The organism is Streptomyces araujoniae (assembly GCF_050871195.1).
Classification (GTDB): domain Bacteria; phylum Actinomycetota; class Actinomycetes; order Streptomycetales; family Streptomycetaceae; genus Streptomyces; species Streptomyces bacillaris.
This window is the reverse complement of record NZ_CP194070.1, coordinates 467,402-486,834: the sequence shown is the minus strand read 5'-3', so window position 1 is coordinate 486,834 and position 19,433 is coordinate 467,402. Positions and strand designations below refer to the sequence as shown.

Here is a 19,433-nt window from a genome sequence, read left to right as displayed (position 1 = left end):
ACGCCACGCGAGTGCGCGCTGTCCGGGTGCCTGAGCAACCACGGCCCCGTACGCCCTCCTCGCAGAAGGACACCTCCATGACGGCCTCACCCGAACTCGCCCCCGCCCCCGCCCCCGTCCTCAAGGCCTCGCCCGAGCTGCTGCGCTCGGTCTTCCGGCGCCACGCCGCGGGCGTCGCGGTGATCACCGCCGCCGGGGACCGGCCGGTCGGCTTCACCGCCACCTCGCTGAACTCCGTGGCCGCCGAGCCCCCGCTCGTCTCCTTCGGCGTCGGGACGTCCTCCTCCAGCTGGCCGGTGCTGGCCGAGGCCGAGCATGTCGGGGTCCACATACTCGGTGAGCACCAGCAGGAGCTGGCCGCCACCTTCGCCCGCAGCGGCGCCGACCGCTTCGGCCCGTCCACCGACTGGAGCAGCGGCCCCGAAGGTGTTCCGCTGCTGGCCGGCGTCTCCGCCTGGCTGGTCTGCCGGGTCGTGGCCCGGGTCCCGGCGGGCGACCACCGCATCGTGATCGCGGAGGCCGTGGCGGGCGACCCCTCGGGGGCCGGCCGCCCGCTGGTCTACCACCAGGGACGGTTCACCGCTCTGCGAGACTGAGGGCGTGCGAGTACGCCCTGCGGGACCGTTTCCGCCGTAGGCAAGGTCACAGTGCGGAGCGCTTGCTCCGGGGTAAGAGACTGGGTGTACTGGCGAGTAATATCGGGCGGGGCCTCGGTCGGCCCGGCCGGAAACGGCCCTGTATGGCGCCTATGCTGCGTGCAACAAGGCAGCCCGGAAATGACGATGCAGTAGGAGAGCCGGCGTGAGCTTGAGGATCGTTGTCTGTGTGAAGTATGTGCCCGACGCGACCGGTGACCGGCGTTTCGCCGATGACCTGACGGTGGACCGTGAGGATGTGGACGGTCTGTTGTCGGAGCTGGACGAGTACGCGGTCGAGCAGGCGTTGCAGATCGCGGACGGTGCGGACGGTGCGGAGATCACTGTGGTGACGGTGGGTCCGGAGGACGCGAAGGACGCGCTGCGCAAGGCTCTGTCGATGGGTGCGGACAAGGCGGTCCATGTCGAGGACGACGATCTGCACGGCACGGATGTGATGGGGACGTCGCTGGTGCTGGCGAAGGCGGTCGAGAAGACCGGTTACGACCTGGTGGTCTGTGGGATGGCCTCGACCGACGGGGTGATGGGTGTTCTGCCGGCGCTGCTGGCGGAGCGTCTGGGTGTGCCGCAGGTGACGCTGCTGTCGGAGGTTTCGGTGGACGGTGGTGTGGTGAGCGGGCGGCGTGACGGTGACACCGCTTCCGAGCAGCTTCAGGCCTCGCTTCCGGCGGTGGTCTCGGTGACCGACCAGTCCGGTGAGGCGCGTTACCCCTCGTTCAAGGGGATCATGGCGGCGAAGAAGAAGCCGGTTCAGTCGCTGGATCTGGATGATCTGGGGATCGGGGCGGACGAGGTGGGTCTGGAGGGTGCGTGGACGGCGGTCGAGGAGGCGGCGGAGCGTCCGGCGCGGACGGCGGGCACGATCGTGAAGGACGAGGGTGAGGGTGGCCGGCAGCTGGCCGAGTTCCTGGTGGGCCAGAAGTTCATCTGAGCCCCGCCCCGCGGTGAGTGCCTCTCGTTTCCCTCTCTCTTCTCTCTCTGTGTCTGGAGTGCGTTGTCATGGCTGATGTTCTTGTTCTGGTCGATCACGTGGACGGTGCGGTCCGCAAGCCCACTTTGGAGCTGCTGACGCTGGCCCGCCGTATCGGCGACCCCGTCGCCCTCGCTCTGGGGGCGGGTGCGGAGGCGACCGCGGGGGTGCTCGGCGAGCACGGTGCGGTCAGGGTGCTGACCGCGGATGCGCCGGAGTTCGCGGAGTACCTGGTGGTGCCGAAGGTGGATGCGCTGCAGGCGGCGTTCGATGCGGTGTCGCCGGTGGCGGTGCTGGTGGTGTCCTCGGCGGAGGGCAAGGAGATCGCGGCGCGTCTGGCGCTGCGGACCGGGTCGGGGATCATCACCGACGCCACCGATCTGGAGGCCGGTGCGCAGGGTCCCGTCGCGACCCAGGCGGCTTTCGCCGCGTCCTTCACCACCAAGTCCCGTGTGTCCAGGGGTGTTCCGGTCATCACGGTGAAGCCGAACTCGGCTCCGGTCGAGCCGGCGGGTGCGGCGGGTGCGGTGGAGGCGCTGGAGGTGGTGTTCGGTGCGGCGGCGACGGGGACGAAGGTGGTCGCGCGGACGCCGCGTGAGTCGACCGGGCGTCCGGAGCTGACCGAGGCCGCGATCGTGGTCTCGGGCGGCCGCGGGGTGAACGGGGCGGAGAACTTCCCCCTGATCGAGGCGCTCGCGGACTCCCTGGGGGCTGCGGTGGGGGCCTCGCGTGCGGCGGTGGACGCGGGCTGGTACCCGCACACCTCCCAGGTCGGCCAGACCGGCAAGTCCGTCTCCCCGCAGCTGTACATCGCCTCCGGTATCTCCGGGGCGATCCAGCACCGGGCGGGCATGCAGACCTCGAAGACGATCGTCGCGGTCAACAAGGACCCCGAAGCCCCGATCTTCGACCTCGTCGACTACGGCGTCGTCGGAGACCTCTTCACCGTCGTCCCCCAGCTCACCGAAGAGATCAACAACCGCAAGAGCTGACCTCCTCGACACACCCGCGCCCGGGGCCGCACAGTGACCGCACTGTGCGGCCCCGGGCCGTTCCGGGTCACCATTGACGCAGGTCGAGCGGCCTTATAACTTCACTATACGGATTATTGATTCCGGGAAGCGGAAACAGCGAGAGCGTGGAGGGTGACGGTCATGGGTCAGCAGGAGAAGGTGGCAACGAGCCTCGCGGGCACGGTCAGCGAGGAGATCAGCGCCTCCCTCACGGCGGTCGACGCGGAGCTGGCCCGCCGCTACCCGGGCGACCCCGGCACCCGCCAGCCCGTGCACACCGTCTACGTCCCCGGTGACGTCTTCGCGCCCGGCACCCTCCGCTCCTGGGGCGACCAGGCGCTGGCGGCCCTCGACGAACACGCCCCCGACGCCGCCTCCTTCGCCGCCGTCCTCGGGATTCCGGAGGAGCTGGCGGGCCCCGTCCACGACCGCGTGCGCGCCAAGCTGGAGCGCGAGCCGGTGGAGGACCTGCGGATCGACTTCGAGGACGGTTACGGACCCCGCCCCGACGCCGAGGAGGACGCGGCCGCGGCCCGGGCCGCCCGCCTGGTCTCCGAGGCGTACGCGAACGGCACGGCGGCTCCGTACATGGGCATCCGGATGAAGTGCATGGAGGCCGGCGTACGCGACCGGGGCATCCGCACCACCGACGTCTTCCTCACCGGTCTGATGGAGGCGGGCGGGCTCCCCGAGGGCCTCGTGCTGACCCTGCCGAAGGTGACGTACCCCGAGCAGGTCACCGCCTTCGTCCGGCTCCTCGAGGCCTTCGAGAAGGCGCACGGACTGGACGCCGGGCGGCTCGGCTTCGAGATCCAGATCGAGACCAGCCAGTCCATTCTCGCCGCCGACGGCACCGCCGCCGTCGCCCGCATGATCGACGCCGCGCGGGGGCGGGCGACCGGGCTGCACTACGGCACCTTCGACTACAGCGCCTGCGTCGGCGTCAGCGCCGCCTACCAGGCCAGTGACCACCCGGCCGCCGACCACGCCAAGGCCGTCATGCAGGTCGCCGCGGCGGGCACCGGCGTACGCGTCTCCGACGGCTCCACCAACGTCCTGCCCGTCGGCCCCACCGCACAGGTCCACGAGGCCTGGCGGCTCCACTACGGCCTCACCCGCCGTGCTCTGGCCCGCGCGTACTACCAGGGCTGGGACATGCACCCCGGTCACCTCCCGACGCGTTACGCGGCCGTCTACGCCTTCTACCGGGAGGGCCTGGAGCCCGCCGCCGCCCGGCTCGCCGCATACGTGGCCAAGGCGGGCGGTGACGTGATGGACGAGCCCGCCACCGCCAAGGCCCTCAGCGGCTATCTGCTGCGCGGCATCGACTGCGGCGCGCTGGACACCTCCGAGGTCGCCCGGCTGACCGGCCTGACCCGCGCCGACCTGGACGCCTTCGCCTCGCCGCGCCGGGGCGACCTGACGGTCACGGCCCCGTAGCGGCCCGCCTTCGGCAGGCGTCGCGCCCCGGCGGCGGCACGGGTCGGTCCGGCCGGGTCGGTCCGGCCGGGGCATGCGGGCCCGCGGCGGACGGGCTCCGCCGACCGCCGACCGCCGCCCACCGGCGGCTCCACGCCCCGGTCGCCGCCGGTGGGCGCGGCGCAGAGGCTCCCCGCGCCCGCTCCGGCGGCCTCCGGGCGCGCGACCGGGGGTGCGGGGGAGCCCTCAGCCGTCCCGGTGTGCGCCGGCTCCACCCGTACGGGTCCGGTAGGCGCGCATCTTCTGCCGGGCGCCGCACACGTCCATGGCGCACCGGAGGCCGTTCGACGACGGGGCGCGGTGGTGGAGACCCAGCGGTACTCCGGCGCCGCGCAGGCCCTGACCCGCGCCGCGTGACGTCAGGTCGGGCCGTCCCGCGGCAGCGCTCCGAGCGCCGTCCGCACGATCCGCGCCACCGGCCGCGGGGAGGGAGTGACGGCGTCGGCGCGGCGCTCGGGCGCGGCGTCCTTGAGTCCGGCGGCCGCCTCGGGCAAGACCCCGGCTCCGCCGCGGGCTTCGCGGGGCCCCGCTCCCTCCGGCGGCGGCGCCCAGGCGAGGCCGCCCCTCCGGCAACCCCCGCTCAGACGCCTCCTCGCGGTCCGATCACAGGCCGTGCGAGGACACGGGGACCCTCACTCCGGCAACCCGCCGCCCCCAGGGCGCGCCCCACGGTTCCGTCACGGGCGGCACGAAGCGCCGCCCTTCGGCAACCCCCTTCACGCAGGCGGCAGTTCGCCCGAGCCGCGCGGGATCAGTGTGGTCGGCAGCTCCACCCTGGCCGGGGTGTGGTCGGCGCCGTCGAGGCGGCGGAACAGGTGCTCGGCGGCGGTGCGGCCCACGGCCGACGCGTCCTGCGAGATGACGGTGATGCCGAGCAGATCGGCCAGCTCGATGTCGTCGAACCCGACCAGCGCCACCGGCCGTTGCCGCTCGGCGATGACCCGGACCGCCGTCACCGTCACCCGGTTGTTCCCCGCGAAGAGCGCGGTGACCGGCTCGGGCCCCTCCAGCATCGCCTCGGCGGCCGCCCGGACCCGGCCGGGGGCGGTCGTGCCCAGGGAGACCCAGGAGTCCTCGACGGTGATCCCGGCGTCCGCCATCGCCGCGTGGTAGCCGCGCAGGCGCTCGGTGGCCGTGTGGATGCGGGGCTGGTCACCGATGAACCCGATCCGTCGGTGGCCGTGCGCGATCAGATGAGCCACCCCCTCGCGGGAGCCGCCGAAGCTGTCGGAGAGCACCATGTCCGCGTCGATCCGGCCGGCCGGGCGGTCCACGAAGACCGTCGCGATGCCCGCCTTGATCTCCGGCTCCAGATACCGGTGGTCGTCGCCCGCCGGGATCACGATCAGCCCGTCCACCCGGCGGGCGCACAGCGCCAGGACCAACTCCTGCTCCCGCTCGGGGTCCTCGGCGCTGGAGCCGTTGATGAGCAGCGCCCCGTGCGCCCGGGCGACCTCCTCCACGGCGCGGCTCAGCGGGCCGTAGAACGGGTCCGCGAGATCCTCCAGGACCAGGCCGATCGAGGCCGTACGCCCCTTGCGGAGCACCCGGGCGCTGTCGTTGCGGCGGAAGCCCAGCGCGTCGATCGCCTCCTGTACCCGGCGCTCGGTGTCGGATGTGACGCCCGGCTCGCCGTTCACCACCCGGGAGACCGTCTTGAGGCCGACTCCGGCGCGGGCCGCCACGTCCTTCATGGTCGGCCGGTTGCCGTAACGGGTCTCGGAATGACGGGTGGTCCGGTCCACAGTGCGCTGTCCTGTCGTCGGATTCGGGCGGGGGAGGAGGGTGGCGGTCGGTGATTCGGGCGGCATACGGGCACCTCCGGGCGGTCCGCGGAGCCCGCTGCGGACACGAACGGAGGCCTTGGCGTCGAGCATAGGCCCTGGACAACGTTGTCAAGGCCAGAGAGACTGTGCAGACTATTGACTGAACCCGCAGGTCCCGCCCTTCACCCACCGGAGAAGCCACACCGATGCATACCGACCTCGTCGCCGCGCTCGACATCGGCGGCACCAAGATCGCCGGCGCGCTGGTCGACGGCGACGGCACCCTTCTCGTACGGGCGCAGCGGCCGACGCCCGCCCGGGAGGGTGCCGAGGCGGTGATGGGCGCCGTGGACGAGGTCCTGGGCGAGCTGACGGCCTCCCCGCTGTGGGAGAGGGCGGGCTCGGCCGGGATCGGCAGCGCGGGACCGGTGGACGCGGGCGCGGGGACGGTCAGCCCGGTCAACGTCCCCGGCTGGCGCGACTTCCCACTGGTCGAGCGGGTGCAGAAGACGATCGGCGGGCTGCCCGTGGCCCTGGTCGGCGACGGCGTGGCGATGACGGCGGCCGAACACTGGCTCGGAGCGGCGCGCGGCTACGACAACGCCCTCTGCCTCGTCGTCTCGACCGGCGTCGGCGGCGGCCTGGTCCTGGGCGGCTCGCTCCACCCCGGCCCCTCCGGCAACGCCGGCCACATCGGCCACATCAGCGTCGACCTGGACGGCGACCCGTGCCCCTGCGGTGCGCGCGGCTGCGTCGAACGCATCGCCAGCGGACCCAACATCGCCCGCCGCGCCCTGGCCGACGGCTGGCTCCCCGGCCCGGACGGCGACACCACGGCCGCCGCCGTGGCCGCCGCCGCCCGCGCCGGGGACCCGGTCGCCATCGCCTCGTACGAACGGGCCGCCCAGGCGCTCGCGGCCGGGATCGCCGCCACCGCCACCCTGGTCGAGATCGACATCGCGGTCATCGGCGGGGGAGTGGCGGGCGCCGGGGACGTGCTCTTCGCCCCGCTGCGCCGCAGCCTGCGCGACTACGCCACGCTCTCCTTCGTCCAGGGCCTCGGCGTCGCGCCCGCCGTGATGGGCACCGACGCGGGCCTGGTCGGCGCGGCGGCAGCGGCGATCGCGCTGCGCTGACCCCGTGGGCACACGAGGTGCGGCAGGGGCTGTACGGGAGGGGCCCGGCCGCAACAGGGCGCGTACGGGCAGGGGCTGACGCCCTGTCGGCGCGCGGGCGGCGTCCCGTGCCCCGCCTCCCTACCGTCGCCCGTCCCAAATCAGGCCGGATCACCCCGTCCCGGAAACGCCGTCGCCGTGGTGGGGTTTCCCCGGCAGGGTGTTGCGGGCAAGCCACAGGGGGCTACGAAGAGGGGGAACCGTGATCGTCTGGCTGAACGGGGCGTTCGGCGCGGGCAAGTCCAGCGTCGCAGGCGAACTGATCGATCTGATCCCGAACAGCACCTTGTACGACCCGGAACTCACCGGGGCCGGACTGCGCGGGCTGCTGCCCCCGAAGAAGCTGGCCGAGGTGGACGACTTCCAGGACCTCAGGATCTGGCGGCGGCTGGTGGTGGACACGGCGGCCGCCCTGCTCGCGGAGTCGCCCGGGGTGCTGGTGGTGCCGATGACGCTGCTGAGACAGGAGTACCGCGACGAGATATTCGGCGGGCTCGCCTCCCGCCGCATCCCGGTCCGCCATGTGCTGCTCTCACCTGAGGAAACGATCCTGCGGAGCCGGATAGCCGGCCGTGCCGAGTACCCGGGGGACCGGGAGCGGAGCGAGCGCGTCAACCGGTGGGCGTACGACCACATCGGCCCCTACCGGGACGCGCTCGGGTGGATCACCGAGGACGCCCACGTCGTCGACAACGGCGCCCTCACTCCGCGCGAGACCGCCGAACGCATCGCGGAGGCCGTCCGCACCGGCGCCGCCGGACCGTGCGAGATCGTCCAGAGCCCCCAGCCGACCGCCGCGACCGTCGCGTCCGGGGTGCTGCTCTTCGACGAGGAGGACCGGGTGCTCCTCGTCGACCCCACGTACAAGCCGGGCTGGGAGTTCCCCGGCGGTGTCGTGGAGGAGGGCGAACCCCCGGCCCAGGCGGGGATGCGGGAGGTGGCCGAGGAGACCGGGTTCCGGCTCGACCGGGTCCCCACCCTGCTCCTCGTCGACTGGGAGCCGCCCTCCCCGCCCGGCTACGGCGGGCTGCGCTTCCTCTTCGACGGGGGCCTGCTGCGCTCCGAGGACGCCGAACGGCTCCTGCTCCCCGGCTCCGAACTGCGCGGCTGGCGCTTCGTCACCGAGCAGGAGGCGGCGGGGATGCTGCCCCCCACCCGCTACGAACGGCTGCGCTGGGCGCTGCGGGCGCGCGAACGGTCCACGGTCCTCAACCTGGAGGCGGGCGTCCCGGTGGGCTGAGCGGGCCCCGCCCGGCGTGTCGCGTGGCGGGGCCCACCCGCGTGCGGTGGTTGCCGGCCGGAGCCGGGGTAGTGCCGCGTCCGTCCTGGGGCTGACGCGGTGACCGGTGTCCGTGCTATTCGACGGACACCTTGGGCAGCCTCCTGTCGAGCGGAGCGGGCAGCCACCAGGCCCACCGGCCGAGCTTCTGCATGACAGCGGGCACGATGAGGCAGCGGATGACGACGGCGTCCAGGAAGATGGCGACGGCCAGCCCGAGACCGAACTGCTGGAGCATGCGGTCGGCGCTGAGGACGAAGGCGCCGAAGACGAACATCATGATGGCCGCGGCCGCCGTGATGACCTTGCCGGTGGAGGCCACGCCTTCCCGTACGGCCAGGGAGTGATCCTTGGTGCGGGCCCATTCCTCGTGGATGCGGGAGACGAGGAAGACCTCGTAGTCCATCGAGAGTCCGAAGACGATGGCGAAGATCAGCGCGGGGATGAAGGCTTCGATCGGGCCCTGCTGGGCGCCGAACCAGCCGTGCTGGAACACGAGGGTGATCACGCCGAGGGCGGCCGAGATCGACAGCAGGTTGAGGACGGCGGCCTTCACCGGGATCCAGATGGAGCGGAACACCAGGAGAAGCAGCAGCGAGGAGACCCCGACGACGACGGCCACGAACAGGGGCAGTCTGCCGGCGAGGGTTTCGGAGACATCCTGGGACGCGGCGGTGGAGCCCCCGACCAGGATTTCGGCGCCGGTGTCGCGTTCCAGGGGCGGGGCGACGTCGTCGCGCAGGTGATGCAGGAGGTCGACGGTGCCTTCGTCCTGCGGAGAGGTCGTGGGGTAGACGAAGACGGTGGACAGGGCTCCGTCCTCGGACGGGAGCGCGGGACTGGCCTGGGCGATGCCCTCGGTTTCGACCAGTCGGGCCTGCACGGTTTGCCCGGCGGCCCGGTCGCCCTTGACGAGCACGATGAGCGGTCCGTTGAAGCCGGGGCCGAAGCCCTCGGCGAGGAGGCCGTACGCCTGGCGGGAGGTGGTCTCCTCCGGGTCGTTGCCGGAATCGGCGAACCCCAGGCGCATGCTGACCGCCGGGGCGGACAGGGCCAGGAGAGCGATGACGCCGACGAGCAGGGTGGGGACGGGGCGGCGTTGCACGGCCCGGGCCATGGCGCGCCAGCGATCGCCTTCCCGCTTGCCCTTCCCGTCGGCCGCGGCCGTCTGCTTCAGGACGTGGCGCTGGAGGCGGGCGCCGAAAAGGGCCAGCAGCGCGGGCAGCAGCACCAGGGAGGCGGCCATGGTGATCAGGACGGTGATCGCCACGGCGAGGGCGATGCCCTGGAGGGAGCCGAGGCCGAGGGCGACCAGGCCCAGCAGGGCGACGATGACGGTGCAGCCGGCGAAGAAGACGGTGCGCCCCGCGGAGTCCAGGGCCTTGCGGTTGGCCTCCTCCGGCCGGGCGCCGGCGACGAGTTCCTGGCGGTAGCGGTAGAAGATCAGCAGGGCGTAGTCGACGCCGACGCCGAGCCCGACGAGCATGAGGATGGGCGGGGTGAAGTCGGCGACGGTGAAGATGTGCGAGGCCAGAGCGACCAGGCCGATGGCGCCGCCGACGGCGAAGAGCGCGGTGATCAGCGGCAGGGATGCCGCGAGCAGCGAGCCGAAGAGCAGGACGAGGATGACCAGCGCGGCCACGATGCCGGCGAGTTCGGCGGTGGGGCCCGCCTTGTCCTCGGCGTTGCGTGCCGCCTCGCCTCCGACCTCGACCTGGAGGCCGGCGGAGCCGATCTCCTGGGCGACCTCGATGATCTTCGCGACGTCGCCCTTCGGGACGTCTTCGACCTTGCCCTCCAGCGCGACCGAGGCGTAGGCGATCGTGCCGTCCTGCGACACAGCGGAGCTGTCGGCGAAGGGGCTGCGCACGTCGGCGACCCCCGCCATTCCACGGACCTCGTCGAGCATCGGCTCGATGGCCGTCCTGGAGTCCCTGACACCGGCGGTGTCCTTGAAGACGATCTCGACGCTGTCGCCGGCCTGGTCGCTGCCGTGCTCCTTGAACAGGTCGGTGGCAGCCTGGGAGTCCGTTCCCGGCAGGGTGAAGTCGTTCCGGTAGGCGGAGCCGACGGTGGTGGAACCCAGGGTGATGGCGACGACCACCACCACCCAGAGCGCGATGGCGGCCCAGCGGTGACGCTGCGCCCACTCTGCCAGGGCGCCGAACCGGCCCGTACGCGTGGAGGTGGCCGACTCCGGCGGGGGCGGGGCGAAGGGCGCGGCCGAGCCGCGGGGTGAAGACACGTTGCTACCTCGGATTCGAACGGGTGGTATCGGAGGTCACCGCCGTGCCCACCACCGCGCCGACCAGCGCGGGCGCGGTGACCGCCAGGACGGCGAAGAGGCCGCTGACCGCGATGGAGAACGTTCCGGCGGCGGTGACCAGCAAGATCCCGACCGCGGTTCCCACGAGCGCGCCGACAACCGCGTCGCCCCATCGGACGGAGGGGGTGGACGAAGACATGCCCCGATCGTGTCCGCACGGCCCTGGCCAGGGCATCGGCCCGTGGCTGACACTCTCCCTGCTCCCTGGGCAGTACGACGTGCACACCGGCCTACCCCGGCGGAAGCAGGCGGTGGGGCCGCAGGTCCGCCGGTGGAAGGCTTCCCGGGAGGGGACCGGTCGCAGCGCCCGGTTCGTGGCGTGTGCGCAGGCACAATGGCCGCATGCCACCCTTCGATCCTTTGCGCCGTCGCCTGCCCGGCGGTCTGCGGGCCGAGCATGCGCTGGCCCTGGTCGCGCTCACCCTCTCGGCCATCGCCGAGGGGCAACGGCTGGGGCCCGACGGACGCACGACACCCGCCCTCGTGGTCACCTGGCTACTGGCCGTTGCCGTGTGCGCGGCCTTCCTCCTCCGGAGCCGGCACCCGGTCGCCGTCGGCTGGTTCACGGTGATGGGTACCGGCGCCTACTACCTGCTGAGCACCGTGGACGGCCCGCTGGTCCTGGTACCGATCGCGGTCCTCTACGCACTGACCTCCGGTGGCCGGCTCCGCGTCGCCGTCACCCTGGCCGCAGTGATGATCATCGCCGTCGGAGCGGGCGCGCTGGCAGGAACGGGCGACGTGAACGGCACCGCCGTCTTCATGCTCGCCGGCTGGCTGATCGCCGTCGTCGCCCTCGGGGCCGTCTGGCACGGTCGGGTCGCCTACGCGGAGGAGGAGGCCGTCCTGCGTGCCACGGAGGAACGGCTGCGGATCGCCCGTGAACTGCACGACGTGGTCGGCCACAGCATGTCCATGATCAACATTCAGGCGTCGGCGGCTCTCCGGCGTCTGGAGAAGGACCCAGCCAAGGCGGCGGAAGCGCTCACCGTCATCAAGGCGGGCAGCCAGGAAGGGCTCAGAGAGCTGCGCAGGACTCTCGGCGTGCTGCGCCACACCCAGGAAGAGGCCCCCACGGCCCCGGCCGCCGGACTGAGCCGCCTGGACGAACTCATCACCTCGGCCACGCTGACGGAGATGACCGTCAGCGTGGAGCGGACGGGGACGGAGGGGCCCCTGCCTCCCACCATCGACCTGGCCGCCTTCCGCATCATCCAGGAGTCCCTCACCAACGCCGCCAGACACAGCCGCGCCCGCCACGTCCGCGTCCGGGTCCACCACGGACAGGATCTCCTCACCCTGCACATCGAGGACGACGGGCGGGGAACCCGGCCGGGCACCAGGGGCAGCGGCATCGTCGGCATGACCGAACGCGCACGTACCCTGGGCGGAACCCTCACCGCGGCACCGCGGGCCCGGGGCGGATTCGCCGTACACGCCCAACTCCCCCTCGGTGGTACGAGGACCCTGGCAGAGCGGAGCACGCAGTGATCAGGATCCTCCTGGCGGACGACCAGCGGCTGGTACGGCTGGGAATCCGCTCGATCCTGGAGGACGAGAGCGACTTCGAGGTCGTCGCCGAGGCCGCCGACGGGCAGGCCGCCGTCTCGGCCTGCCGCGACCATCACCCGGACGTGGTGCTGATGGACATCCGCATGCCCGGCACCGACGGCCTCCAGGCCGCACGGGAGATCGCAGCCGACGAGCACATGGCCTCGGTGAAGGTCGTCATCCTGACCACGTTCGACCTGGACGAGTACATCTACGCCGCGCTGCGCTCCGGGGCAGCGGGCTTTCTGCTCAAGGACTCCGACCCGGAGGAACTCACCCACGCCGTACGCGTCGCGCACCGCGGAGACGCCCTCATCAGCCCCTCGGTGACCCGCCGGCTCATCGCGGAATTCGCCATGAACCGAGCCGGAAGCAGACAGCCGGACCCACGTCTGGACGTGCTCACCAACCGGGAAGGCCAGGTGATGCGGCTGGTCGCGGCCGGGTGCACCAACGACGAGATCGCCTCCGCCCTCGTACTCTCACCCCTGACGGCGAAGACCCATGTCAGCCGTGTCATGACCAAGCTGGGCGCCCGGGACCGCTCGCAACTCGTCGTCATGGCCTACGAGTACGGCATGGTCAACCCCGGCCGCCTCGACCGCTGAACCACGTCCGCATCACCGGGGTGTCCGGCGGGTGGGCGAGGCCCGGCACCCGTACCGCGACCGACCGCACGGCGGAGGCGCCGAATCCCGGTGGCGGCCGATCGGGGCCGCCACCGGGATTCGCGGTCCGGGCCTCAGGCCTTCTTCGACTCCGCGTAGTTGCGCAGGAACAGGGCCTCCGCCACCGACATCCGCTCCAGCTCCTCCGGCGACACGCTCTCGTTCACCGCGTGGATCTGCGCCTCGGGCTCGCTCAGACCGATGAGCAGGATCTCGGCCTCCGGGTAGAGCGAAGCCAGCGTGTTGCAGAGGGGGATGGAGCCGCCCATGCCGGAGGACTGCATCTCCTGGCCCGGGTAGGCGTCCCGCATCGCCTCCGCCATCGCCGTGTACGCCGGGCTGGAGGTGTCGGCCTGGAACGGCTGGCCCTGGCCCACCTGCTCCACCGCCACCCGCGCGCCCCACGGGGTGTGCGCCTCCAGGTGCGCGGTGAGCAGCTTGGTGGCCTCGGCGGCATCGTGGCCGGGCGGCACCCGCAGGCTGATCTGGGCCCGCGCGCTCGCCTGGACCGACGGGGTGGCGCCGACGCACGGCGGGCAGTCGATGCCGATGACGGTGACGGCGGGGCGTGCCCAGATCCGGTCCGCGACCGTGCCCGTACCGATCAGCTCCACACCGTCCAGCACCTTGGCGTCCTGCCGGAACTCCGCCTCCGGGTACTGGAGTCCGTCCCAGTCGGTGTCACCGGTCAGACCGTCGACCGTTGTCGTGCCGTTCTCGTCGCGCAGCGAGGCGAGCAGCTGGATCATCGCGGCCAGCGCGTCGGGCGCGGCACCGCCGAACTGGCCCGAGTGCAGGTTCCCTTCGAGCGTGTCGAGCTTCACCCGCAGCATCGTCATCCCGCGCAGCGTCGCCGTGACCGTCGGCAGCCCGGCCCGGAAGTTCCCGGCGTCCCCGATGACGATCGTGTCGGCCACCAGCAGCTCCGGGTGGGCCTCCGCGTACCGCTCCAGACCGCCGGTGCCCTGCTCCTCGGAACCCTCCGCGATCACCTTCACCGAGACCGGGACGCCGCCGTTCGCCTTGAGGGCGCGCAACGCGAGCAGGTGCATGATGAACCCGCCCTTGCAGTCCGCCGCGCCCCGGCCGTACCAGCGGCCGTCGCGGTCGGTCAGCTCGAACGGCGGGGAGAGCCACGCCGACTCGTCCAGCGGCGGCTGCACGTCGTAGTGGGCGTAGAGCAGCACGGTCGGAGCACCGGCGGGGCCGGGCAGGAAACCGTAGACCGACTGGGTGCCGTCGGGGGTGTCGAGCAGCGCGACGTCCGTGAAGCCCTCCGCGCGCAGGGCGTCCGCCACCCAGTTCGCCGCCGCCTCGCACTCGCTCTTCGGGAACACCGCGGGGTCCGCCACCGACTGGAACGCGACCAGCTCGGCCAGCTCCGCCCGCGCACGGGGCATCAGCGAGGCGACGGTCTCGGAAATCGGGCGGGCGGTCATGGGCACGCTCCTCGTGGGTGCGACGTTATGGGGAGGGCACGGTGTGTACGCGCCCCGCCACGACACCGTGTGTGCGGTGCCGTGGGGCAGGACAGAATCATGGCCGATCCTCCCACAGGGGGGATCGGCCGGGGCGCGCCGTAGGATGCCGTGAGCAGCTTGGGGCCACTGGTCGGATCGGGAGCAGAAGCACATCGTGAGCAGCGAGAACGCAGACGCCGTGCGGGAGAACGAAGAGTCGTCGTCGGTCTGGGACGTCGTGGTCGTCGGCGCCGGACCGGCCGGCGCATCGGCGGCGTACGCGGCAGCCGTGGCGGGCCGACGGGTCCTGCTGCTGGAGAAGGCGGAACTACCGCGCTACAAGACCTGTGGCGGCGGCATCATCGGATTCTCCCGGGACGCCCTGCCGCCCGGATTCGAACTGCCCCTGAAGGACCGCATCCACGCGGTCACCTTCTCCCTCAACGGGAAGCTCGCCCGCACCCGCCGCTCCCGGCGCATGCTCTTCGGGCTCATCAACCGGCCGGAGTTCGACGCCGGTCTGGTCGAGGAGGCGCAGAAGGCCGGTGCCGAACTGCGCACCGGCGCCTCGGTGGTGCGGGTGGAGCAGCACGGACCCGCCGTGCCCGACCGGCGTACGGTCGCGGTCGTGCTGGCCGGCGGTGAGACGGTGCTCGCGCGGGCGGTCGTCGGCGCGGACGGCAGCGCGGGCCGGATAGGAGCACATGTCGGGGTGAAGCTCGACCAGGTGGACCTCGGCCTGGAGGCGGAGATCCCGGTTCCGGCGACGGTGGCGGAGGACTGGGCGGGCCGGGTGCTCATCGACTGGGGCCCGATGCCCGGCAGTTACGGCTGGGTCTTCCCCAAGGGCGACACGCTGACGGTCGGGGTGATCTCGGCGCGCGGCGACGGCGCGGGGACCAAGCGGTATCTGGAGGACTTCATCGCCCGCCTCGGCCTGGCCGGGTTCGAGCCGTCCATCTCCTCGGGCCATCTGACCCGTTGCCGCAGCGACGACTCACCGCTCTCGCGCGGCCGGGTCGTGGTCTGCGGCGACGCGGCGGGGCTCCTTGAGCCGTGGACCCGGGAGGGGATCTCCTTCGCCCTGCGCTCGGGCCGCCTCGCCGGTGAATGGGCCGTCAGGATCGCCGAGTCGCACGACGCGGTGGACGCCCGCCGCCAGGCCCTCAACTACGCCTTCGCCATCAAGGCCGGTCTCGGCGTGGAGATGGGCGTGGGCCGCCGCATGCTCAAGCTCTTCGAGCGCCGCCCGGGGGTGCTGCACGCGGTGCTGACCGGCTTCCGCCCGGCCTGGAAGGCGTTCGCCGGGATCACCCGCGGTACGACGTCGCTGGCCGAGCTGGTCCGTACGCACCCGCTGGCCCAGCGGGCGTTGAGCGCGATGGACCGGTAGCCGGTAGCCAATTGCCGCTGACCGCTGACCGCTGACCGCTGACCGCTGACCGCTGACCGCTGACCGCTGACCGCTGACCGGTGGCCGGTCACCTGTTGCCGGATCGGGGGGTGGGGGCGGGGCCGTCAGCCGGTCACCGTGATGCGGAACACCGGGTGGTCCGGGCCCGCGGCCAGGAGTTCGGCGTCCGTGGACTTCGCGGTGACGCCCTGGAAGTACTGGTTCACCTCCCAGCCCCACCGCTCCAGATAGGCCCGGATGATCCGGGCCTTCTGCGCGTCGTCCGGGATCTCGACGGCGGTGAAGCTGCTCACCTTGCGTCCCAGCCGCAGTTCGCCGCCGCCCGCGGCGCGCATGTTGCGTACCCACTGGGAGTGGCCCCGGGCCGAGACGAGGTAGCGCTCGCCCTCGAAGGTGTGGGTGTTGACGGGGACGCGCTGCGGCTGTCCGCTCTTGCGTCCGCGTACCGACAGCTCGGCGGAGCCCATGAGGCTGACACCGTGCCGCGCCAGCCAGCCGACGGCCTTGTTGAGACGCTGGGCGGAAGCGCTCGCCCGGAGGTAGTACGTCTGCGACATGGTGACTCCCGTGTGATGTCCGTGCGCGCTGCGCCGGGGCGGCGCCGCACCCGTGAGAGAGCAGTGCTCTCGCTTGAGACCAGTGTGCGCGAGATCGCTGCTCAAAAGCAAGAGCACTGCTCTCGTTCCGTGGTGCGGGCCTGGTCGCCGTCAGCTCGCCGCCGAGAGGTGCCGGTGCGCCCAGGTGGCGAACGAGGTCACCGGAATCCCCAGCTCCGTGGCGAGTTCGGGGCGGGCCGGCTGGGTGATGGCGTTGCTCCAGGTGTGACCGGCGCCCCAGGCCGGCATGCCTGCCGCCAGCGCCTCGTCGAGCTCCATCGTCGGAGCCTTCACCGGTACGCCCCACACCGCGGACAGCACCTCGGCCACCTGCTCCATCGTGAGCCGGTCGCCCGCGAGTTCCAGCTCCACCCCGTGGAAGCGGTCGGGCTCCCGTACGGCGTGGGCGGCGGCCGCGCCGATGTCCTCGGACGCCACCAGCGCCAGGGTCGTCTCCGGCCGGACGACCGTCGCCAGGCCGCCTTCCGGCCCGTTCGGCGCCAGTTGGGGCAGGTTCTCCATGAAGAACGCCGGCTTGATCACGGTCCAGCGGGCGAAGCCCGCCCCGCGTACGGCCTCCAGGATGGCCTGCTTGGTGGCGAAGTAGGGCTCCATCGCCGCCCATCGGCCGTCCGCCCAGCCCGGGGTCTCCGTGTGGCGCCCCACCCCGCTGGTCGAGGACTGGACGAACTGCTGGACGCCCGCCGCCCGCGCGGCCCCGATGAGGTTCGTGGCCTGCGCCAGCTCCCCGGCGAAGTCGGCCCCGCTCTCGTTCATCGGCGGCATCTGCACCGAGAACACGGCGCGGACGCCCGCGCACGCGGAGTCCAGCGAGGGCCGCACGGAGAGGTCGCCGGTGACCAGTTCCACGCCCAGCTCCTCCACCTCCTTCGCGCGCCGGGTCAGCGGGTCGCGCACCAGCGCGCGGACCGGCACCCCGTCGGCCAGCAGGGCGCGGGCGGCAGCCCCGCCCTGACGTCCGGTGGCGCCGGTGACCAGTACAGGGGCGGTGGGCGATGTCATGGCGGTGTCTCCTCGGGATCGGCGGAAGGGTGCGCGGAACGGAAGGGGGCGCGCAATGCGGCAGGGGTGCGCACGGAGGGGCAGGGGTGTGCGCACCCCAAAACGGCGGGCCCCGCCGTTTCGTCCTCGCTACGATATGGCGGGGCCCACCACTTGGCAACAGGGGGAGAACGTGACCGGTCAGCGAGCGGACGCCCGCCGCAACTACAGCCGCATCCTCGCCGTGGCCGAGGCCGAGGTGGCGCGGCACGGCGCGGCGGCCTCCCTCGAACAGGTCGCCCGCACCGCGGGCGTCGGGTCCGCCACCGTGCGCCGTCACTTCCCGACCCGGCAGGCCCTCCTCGAAGCCGTCTTCCAGGAACGCATCCAGGCCCTCTGCCGACGCGCTGCCGAGCTGCACCGGACCGAGGGCAGTCGCGCCGCACTGCTGGAGTGGCTGCACGACCTGGTGGCGTACGCAGTCTCCGCCCGGGGGTTCGCGGACGCCCTGACCTACGAGCCCCCCACCGACCGGCCCGACGGCGCCCCCGACTCCTGCGGCGCGCAGCTCGCGGACGCGGCCGCCCCGCTGCTGGCCCGCGCCCTGGACGACGGGGCGGTCCGGCCGGGCACCACCTTCCACGACCTGCTCACCCTCGCCGTCGGGATCGCCCTGGCCACCGAGCACTACACCGAACCGTCGGTCCAGGCCGACCGCCTCTTCACGCTCGCCGTCGAGGGCCTCAGTCCCAGCCCCTGACGGAACCGCCGCGACCGGGGCCGTCCCGGCGGGACGCCGAACTCCCGGTCCGACGCCCGGGACCGGACGGGCCGCCCGAGGGCCGGCCCCGCGGGCGGTGTGCCCGCCCCTCCTCCGGCCGGTGCTCCCCGGCCGGGTGGCAGACTGACCGGCATGAGCACCATCCGAGGGGCCAGGGAACGCGCCCGCGTCGAAGTGACCGCCGCCATCAAGGACGAGGCCAGGAAACAGCTGGCGGCGGAGGGCGCGGCCAAGCTCTCCCTGCGGGCCGTCGCCCGTGAACTCGGCATGGTCTCCTCGGCGCTCTACCGCTACTTCCCGAGCCGCGACGAACTGCTCACCGCGTTGATCATCGACGCGTACGACGCCATCGGCGAGGTGGCGGAGTCCGCCCGCGCCGCCGCCGACCGGGCCCGCCCGCACCCCGCCCCGTACGCCGAGCGCTGGGTCGCCGTCGCCGGAGCCGTACGGGAGTGGGCCCTCGCCCACCCGCACGAGTACGCCCTGATCTACGGATCGCCCGTCCCCGGGTACAGCGCCCCCATGGACACCGTGGGCCCGGCCTCCCGGGTGGGGATGGTGTTCATCGGTCTCCTCCGTGACGCGTTCCGGGCCGACGGTCTCGCCGTACCGCCCCTCGCGCCGGAGCTGCGTGGCGAGGCCGAGCGGATCGCCGCCGAGATCGCCCCGGACCTGCCGCCCGCCGCCGCACTCGCCCTGGTCGCCGCGTGGGCGCAGCTGTTCGGCCTGATCTCGTTCGAGCTCTTCGGCCAGTTCAACCGGATGGTCGAGGCGCGTGAGGCGTTCTTCCGGCAGGCGGCGGGGGAGCTGGCCCGTTCGGTCGGGCTCCGTGGACGTCCGGCCGGCCGCTGAGGAGCCGAGGGGGGCGCTGCCCTACGGGGCGGGGGCGGTGGGGCCCGGGCGGCCCAGTGCGGCCGGGTCCGGGGTGCCGTCCAGCCGGTGGCCCCGCTGCCTCGACGGGAAGCGCCACAGGACGTGGACGACCCGGGCGACGAACGCCACCGCGGCCGCCGTGACGGCGACGGAGAGGACCACCGTCCGCGCGGTCCCGCCGAGGTCGAGGAGGAGCAGGGCCGGGGCCGAGACCGCCGCGAAGGTGAGGCCGGCCAGCACGGCGGCGGTGACCAGCGCGAAGCCGGTCTCGACCGTCATCGCGTCCCGTTCCGCCTGCGTCCGCCGCCCCATTGACGCAGTGTCACAGGGGCGGCACGCTCCCGGCAAGCATGCCCCGTCCCGCGTACGGCTCCGCCGGGCGGGGCCGCGCTCCGTACGGGTGGGCCGCCCGCCCGTCCCCGTA

General features: G+C 72.9%; 19 protein-coding genes. 11 read left to right on the top strand and 8 right to left on the bottom strand.

Going from position 1 to position 19,433, the window contains the following annotated elements; genetic code table 11:
* Positions 1-77: 77 nt before the first annotated feature.
* From ACQ9ZG_RS01960 to ACQ9ZG_RS01945, 4 genes are all read left to right on the top strand, one after another.
* Positions 78-596: a flavin reductase family protein gene (locus tag ACQ9ZG_RS01960; RefSeq protein ID WP_084996578.1), complete on the top strand. Its 519-nt coding sequence runs from the start codon at positions 78-80 to the stop codon at positions 594-596.
* A 205-nt stretch (positions 597-801) separates the two neighbouring features.
* The gene (locus ACQ9ZG_RS01955; RefSeq protein ID WP_109914300.1) at positions 802-1,587 is read left to right on the top strand and encodes an electron transfer flavoprotein subunit beta/FixA family protein; all 786 of its coding nucleotides are present in this window, start codon (positions 802-804) and stop codon (positions 1,585-1,587) included.
* A gap of 68 nt (positions 1,588-1,655) precedes the next feature.
* On the top strand, positions 1,656-2,618 hold the full coding sequence (locus tag ACQ9ZG_RS01950) for an electron transfer flavoprotein subunit alpha/FixB family protein (RefSeq protein WP_109914302.1): 963 nt from the start codon (positions 1,656-1,658) through the stop codon (positions 2,616-2,618).
* A gap of 162 nt (positions 2,619-2,780) precedes the next feature.
* Positions 2,781-4,079 carry a DUF6986 family protein gene (locus ACQ9ZG_RS01945; RefSeq protein ID WP_109914435.1) on the top strand — a complete coding sequence of 433 codons (1,299 nt, stop codon included), beginning with the start codon at positions 2,781-2,783 and terminating at the stop codon, positions 4,077-4,079.
* Between the two features lie 398 nt (positions 4,080-4,477).
* Here the strand turns inward: ACQ9ZG_RS01945 and ACQ9ZG_RS01940 are convergent, their stop codons facing one another.
* Both ACQ9ZG_RS01940 and ACQ9ZG_RS01935 read right to left on the bottom strand, forming a co-directional pair.
* Positions 4,478-4,612, bottom strand: a complete 135-nt coding sequence (locus ACQ9ZG_RS01940; protein ID WP_499279728.1) for a hypothetical protein — start codon at positions 4,610-4,612, stop codon at positions 4,478-4,480.
* Positions 4,613-4,834: 222 nt separating this feature from the next.
* On the bottom strand, positions 4,835-5,863 hold the full coding sequence (locus ACQ9ZG_RS01935; RefSeq protein WP_028417338.1) for a LacI family DNA-binding transcriptional regulator: 1,029 nt from the start codon (positions 5,861-5,863) through the stop codon (positions 4,835-4,837).
* Between the two features lie 227 nt (positions 5,864-6,090).
* Between ACQ9ZG_RS01935 and ACQ9ZG_RS01930 the strand changes: the two genes are divergently transcribed.
* Positions 6,091-7,020, top strand: coding sequence for an ROK family protein (locus ACQ9ZG_RS01930; protein ID WP_018491429.1), 930 nt, complete (start codon positions 6,091-6,093; stop codon positions 7,018-7,020).
* Positions 7,021-7,261: 241 nt separating this feature from the next.
* Positions 7,262-8,299 (top strand): NUDIX hydrolase, encoded by a 1,038-nt coding sequence (locus ACQ9ZG_RS01925; RefSeq protein WP_028417336.1) that lies wholly within the window; start codon positions 7,262-7,264, stop codon positions 8,297-8,299.
* A 115-nt stretch (positions 8,300-8,414) separates the two neighbouring features.
* On the opposite strand, the gene ACQ9ZG_RS01920 is transcribed toward ACQ9ZG_RS01925, so the two are convergent.
* Positions 8,415-10,583: an MMPL family transporter gene (locus tag ACQ9ZG_RS01920; protein ID WP_109914469.1), complete on the bottom strand. Its 2,169-nt coding sequence runs from the start codon at positions 10,581-10,583 to the stop codon at positions 8,415-8,417.
* A gap of 4 nt (positions 10,584-10,587) precedes the next feature.
* Entirely contained in the window at positions 10,588-10,803 is a 216-nt protein-coding gene (locus tag ACQ9ZG_RS01915; RefSeq protein ID WP_109914468.1) for a hypothetical protein, read from the bottom strand.
* A 203-nt stretch (positions 10,804-11,006) separates the two neighbouring features.
* On the opposite strand from ACQ9ZG_RS01915, the gene ACQ9ZG_RS01910 reads away from it, so the two are divergent.
* Together ACQ9ZG_RS01910 and ACQ9ZG_RS01905 are read left to right on the top strand one after the other, a co-directional pair.
* A complete protein-coding gene (locus tag ACQ9ZG_RS01910) occupies positions 11,007-12,155 on the top strand; it encodes a sensor histidine kinase (RefSeq protein ID WP_109914467.1) in 1,149 nt (382 codons plus the stop codon).
* Positions 12,152-12,823, top strand: a complete 672-nt coding sequence (locus ACQ9ZG_RS01905; protein WP_109914466.1) for a response regulator — start codon at positions 12,152-12,154, stop codon at positions 12,821-12,823. Before ACQ9ZG_RS01910 ends, ACQ9ZG_RS01905 begins: the two co-directional genes overlap by 4 nt.
* A gap of 134 nt (positions 12,824-12,957) precedes the next feature.
* Here ACQ9ZG_RS01905 and ACQ9ZG_RS01900 read toward each other — a convergent pair whose 3' ends face one another.
* Positions 12,958-14,322, bottom strand: coding sequence for a dipeptidase (locus ACQ9ZG_RS01900; RefSeq protein ID WP_109914465.1), 1,365 nt, complete (start codon positions 14,320-14,322; stop codon positions 12,958-12,960).
* A 196-nt stretch (positions 14,323-14,518) separates the two neighbouring features.
* Between ACQ9ZG_RS01900 and ACQ9ZG_RS01895 the strand changes: the two genes are divergently transcribed.
* Positions 14,519-15,736 carry a geranylgeranyl reductase family protein gene (locus ACQ9ZG_RS01895; protein ID WP_028417330.1) on the top strand — a complete coding sequence of 406 codons (1,218 nt, stop codon included), beginning with the start codon at positions 14,519-14,521 and terminating at the stop codon, positions 15,734-15,736.
* Between the two features lie 125 nt (positions 15,737-15,861).
* On the opposite strand, the gene ACQ9ZG_RS01890 is transcribed toward ACQ9ZG_RS01895, so the two are convergent.
* Both ACQ9ZG_RS01890 and ACQ9ZG_RS01885 read right to left on the bottom strand, forming a co-directional pair.
* Entirely contained in the window at positions 15,862-16,314 is a 453-nt protein-coding gene (locus ACQ9ZG_RS01890; RefSeq protein ID WP_109914464.1) for a nitroreductase family deazaflavin-dependent oxidoreductase, read from the bottom strand.
* 150 nt (positions 16,315-16,464) lie between these two features.
* Positions 16,465-17,376 (bottom strand): NmrA family NAD(P)-binding protein, encoded by a 912-nt coding sequence (locus ACQ9ZG_RS01885; protein WP_109914463.1) that lies wholly within the window; start codon positions 17,374-17,376, stop codon positions 16,465-16,467.
* Between the two features lie 172 nt (positions 17,377-17,548).
* On the opposite strand from ACQ9ZG_RS01885, the gene ACQ9ZG_RS01880 reads away from it, so the two are divergent.
* Complete coding sequence (locus tag ACQ9ZG_RS01880) at positions 17,549-18,115, top strand: SbtR family transcriptional regulator (RefSeq protein ID WP_165274334.1); 567 nt, start codon at positions 17,549-17,551, stop codon at positions 18,113-18,115.
* A 153-nt stretch (positions 18,116-18,268) separates the two neighbouring features.
* Positions 18,269-18,988 carry a TetR/AcrR family transcriptional regulator gene (locus ACQ9ZG_RS01875; RefSeq protein WP_499279725.1) on the top strand — a complete coding sequence of 240 codons (720 nt, stop codon included), beginning with the start codon at positions 18,269-18,271 and terminating at the stop codon, positions 18,986-18,988.
* A 21-nt stretch (positions 18,989-19,009) separates the two neighbouring features.
* On the opposite strand, the gene ACQ9ZG_RS01870 is transcribed toward ACQ9ZG_RS01875, so the two are convergent.
* Positions 19,010-19,321: a DUF6332 family protein gene (locus ACQ9ZG_RS01870; protein WP_499279723.1), complete on the bottom strand. Its 312-nt coding sequence runs from the start codon at positions 19,319-19,321 to the stop codon at positions 19,010-19,012.
* Between the last annotated feature and the right edge of the window lie 112 nt (positions 19,322-19,433).

Bases quoted from the DNA above. Each gene is read 5' to 3' on its own strand.
- ACQ9ZG_RS01960 (WP_084996578.1), top strand. From the start codon at position 78: ATGACGGCCTCACCCGAACTCGCCCCCGCCCCCGCCCCCGTCCTCAAG.
- ACQ9ZG_RS01950 (WP_109914302.1), top strand. From the start codon at position 1,656: ATGGCTGATGTTCTTGTTCTGGTCGATCACGTGGACGGTGCGGTCCGC.
- ACQ9ZG_RS01945 (WP_109914435.1), top strand. From the start codon at position 2,781: ATGGGTCAGCAGGAGAAGGTGGCAACGAGCCTCGCGGGCACGGTCAGC.
- ACQ9ZG_RS01930 (WP_018491429.1), top strand. From the start codon at position 6,091: ATGCATACCGACCTCGTCGCCGCGCTCGACATCGGCGGCACCAAGATC.
- ACQ9ZG_RS01915 (WP_109914468.1), bottom strand. From the start codon at position 10,803: ATGTCTTCGTCCACCCCCTCCGTCCGATGGGGCGACGCGGTTGTCGGC.
- ACQ9ZG_RS01910 (WP_109914467.1), top strand. From the start codon at position 11,007: ATGCCACCCTTCGATCCTTTGCGCCGTCGCCTGCCCGGCGGTCTGCGG.
- ACQ9ZG_RS01900 (WP_109914465.1), bottom strand. From the start codon at position 14,322: ATGACCGCCCGCCCGATTTCCGAGACCGTCGCCTCGCTGATGCCCCGT.
- ACQ9ZG_RS01890 (WP_109914464.1), bottom strand. From the start codon at position 16,314: ATGTCGCAGACGTACTACCTCCGGGCGAGCGCTTCCGCCCAGCGTCTC.
- ACQ9ZG_RS01885 (WP_109914463.1), bottom strand. From the start codon at position 17,376: ATGACATCGCCCACCGCCCCTGTACTGGTCACCGGCGCCACCGGACGT.
- ACQ9ZG_RS01875 (WP_499279725.1), top strand. From the start codon at position 18,269: ATGAGCACCATCCGAGGGGCCAGGGAACGCGCCCGCGTCGAAGTGACC.
- ACQ9ZG_RS01870 (WP_499279723.1), bottom strand. From the start codon at position 19,321: ATGGGGCGGCGGACGCAGGCGGAACGGGACGCGATGACGGTCGAGACC.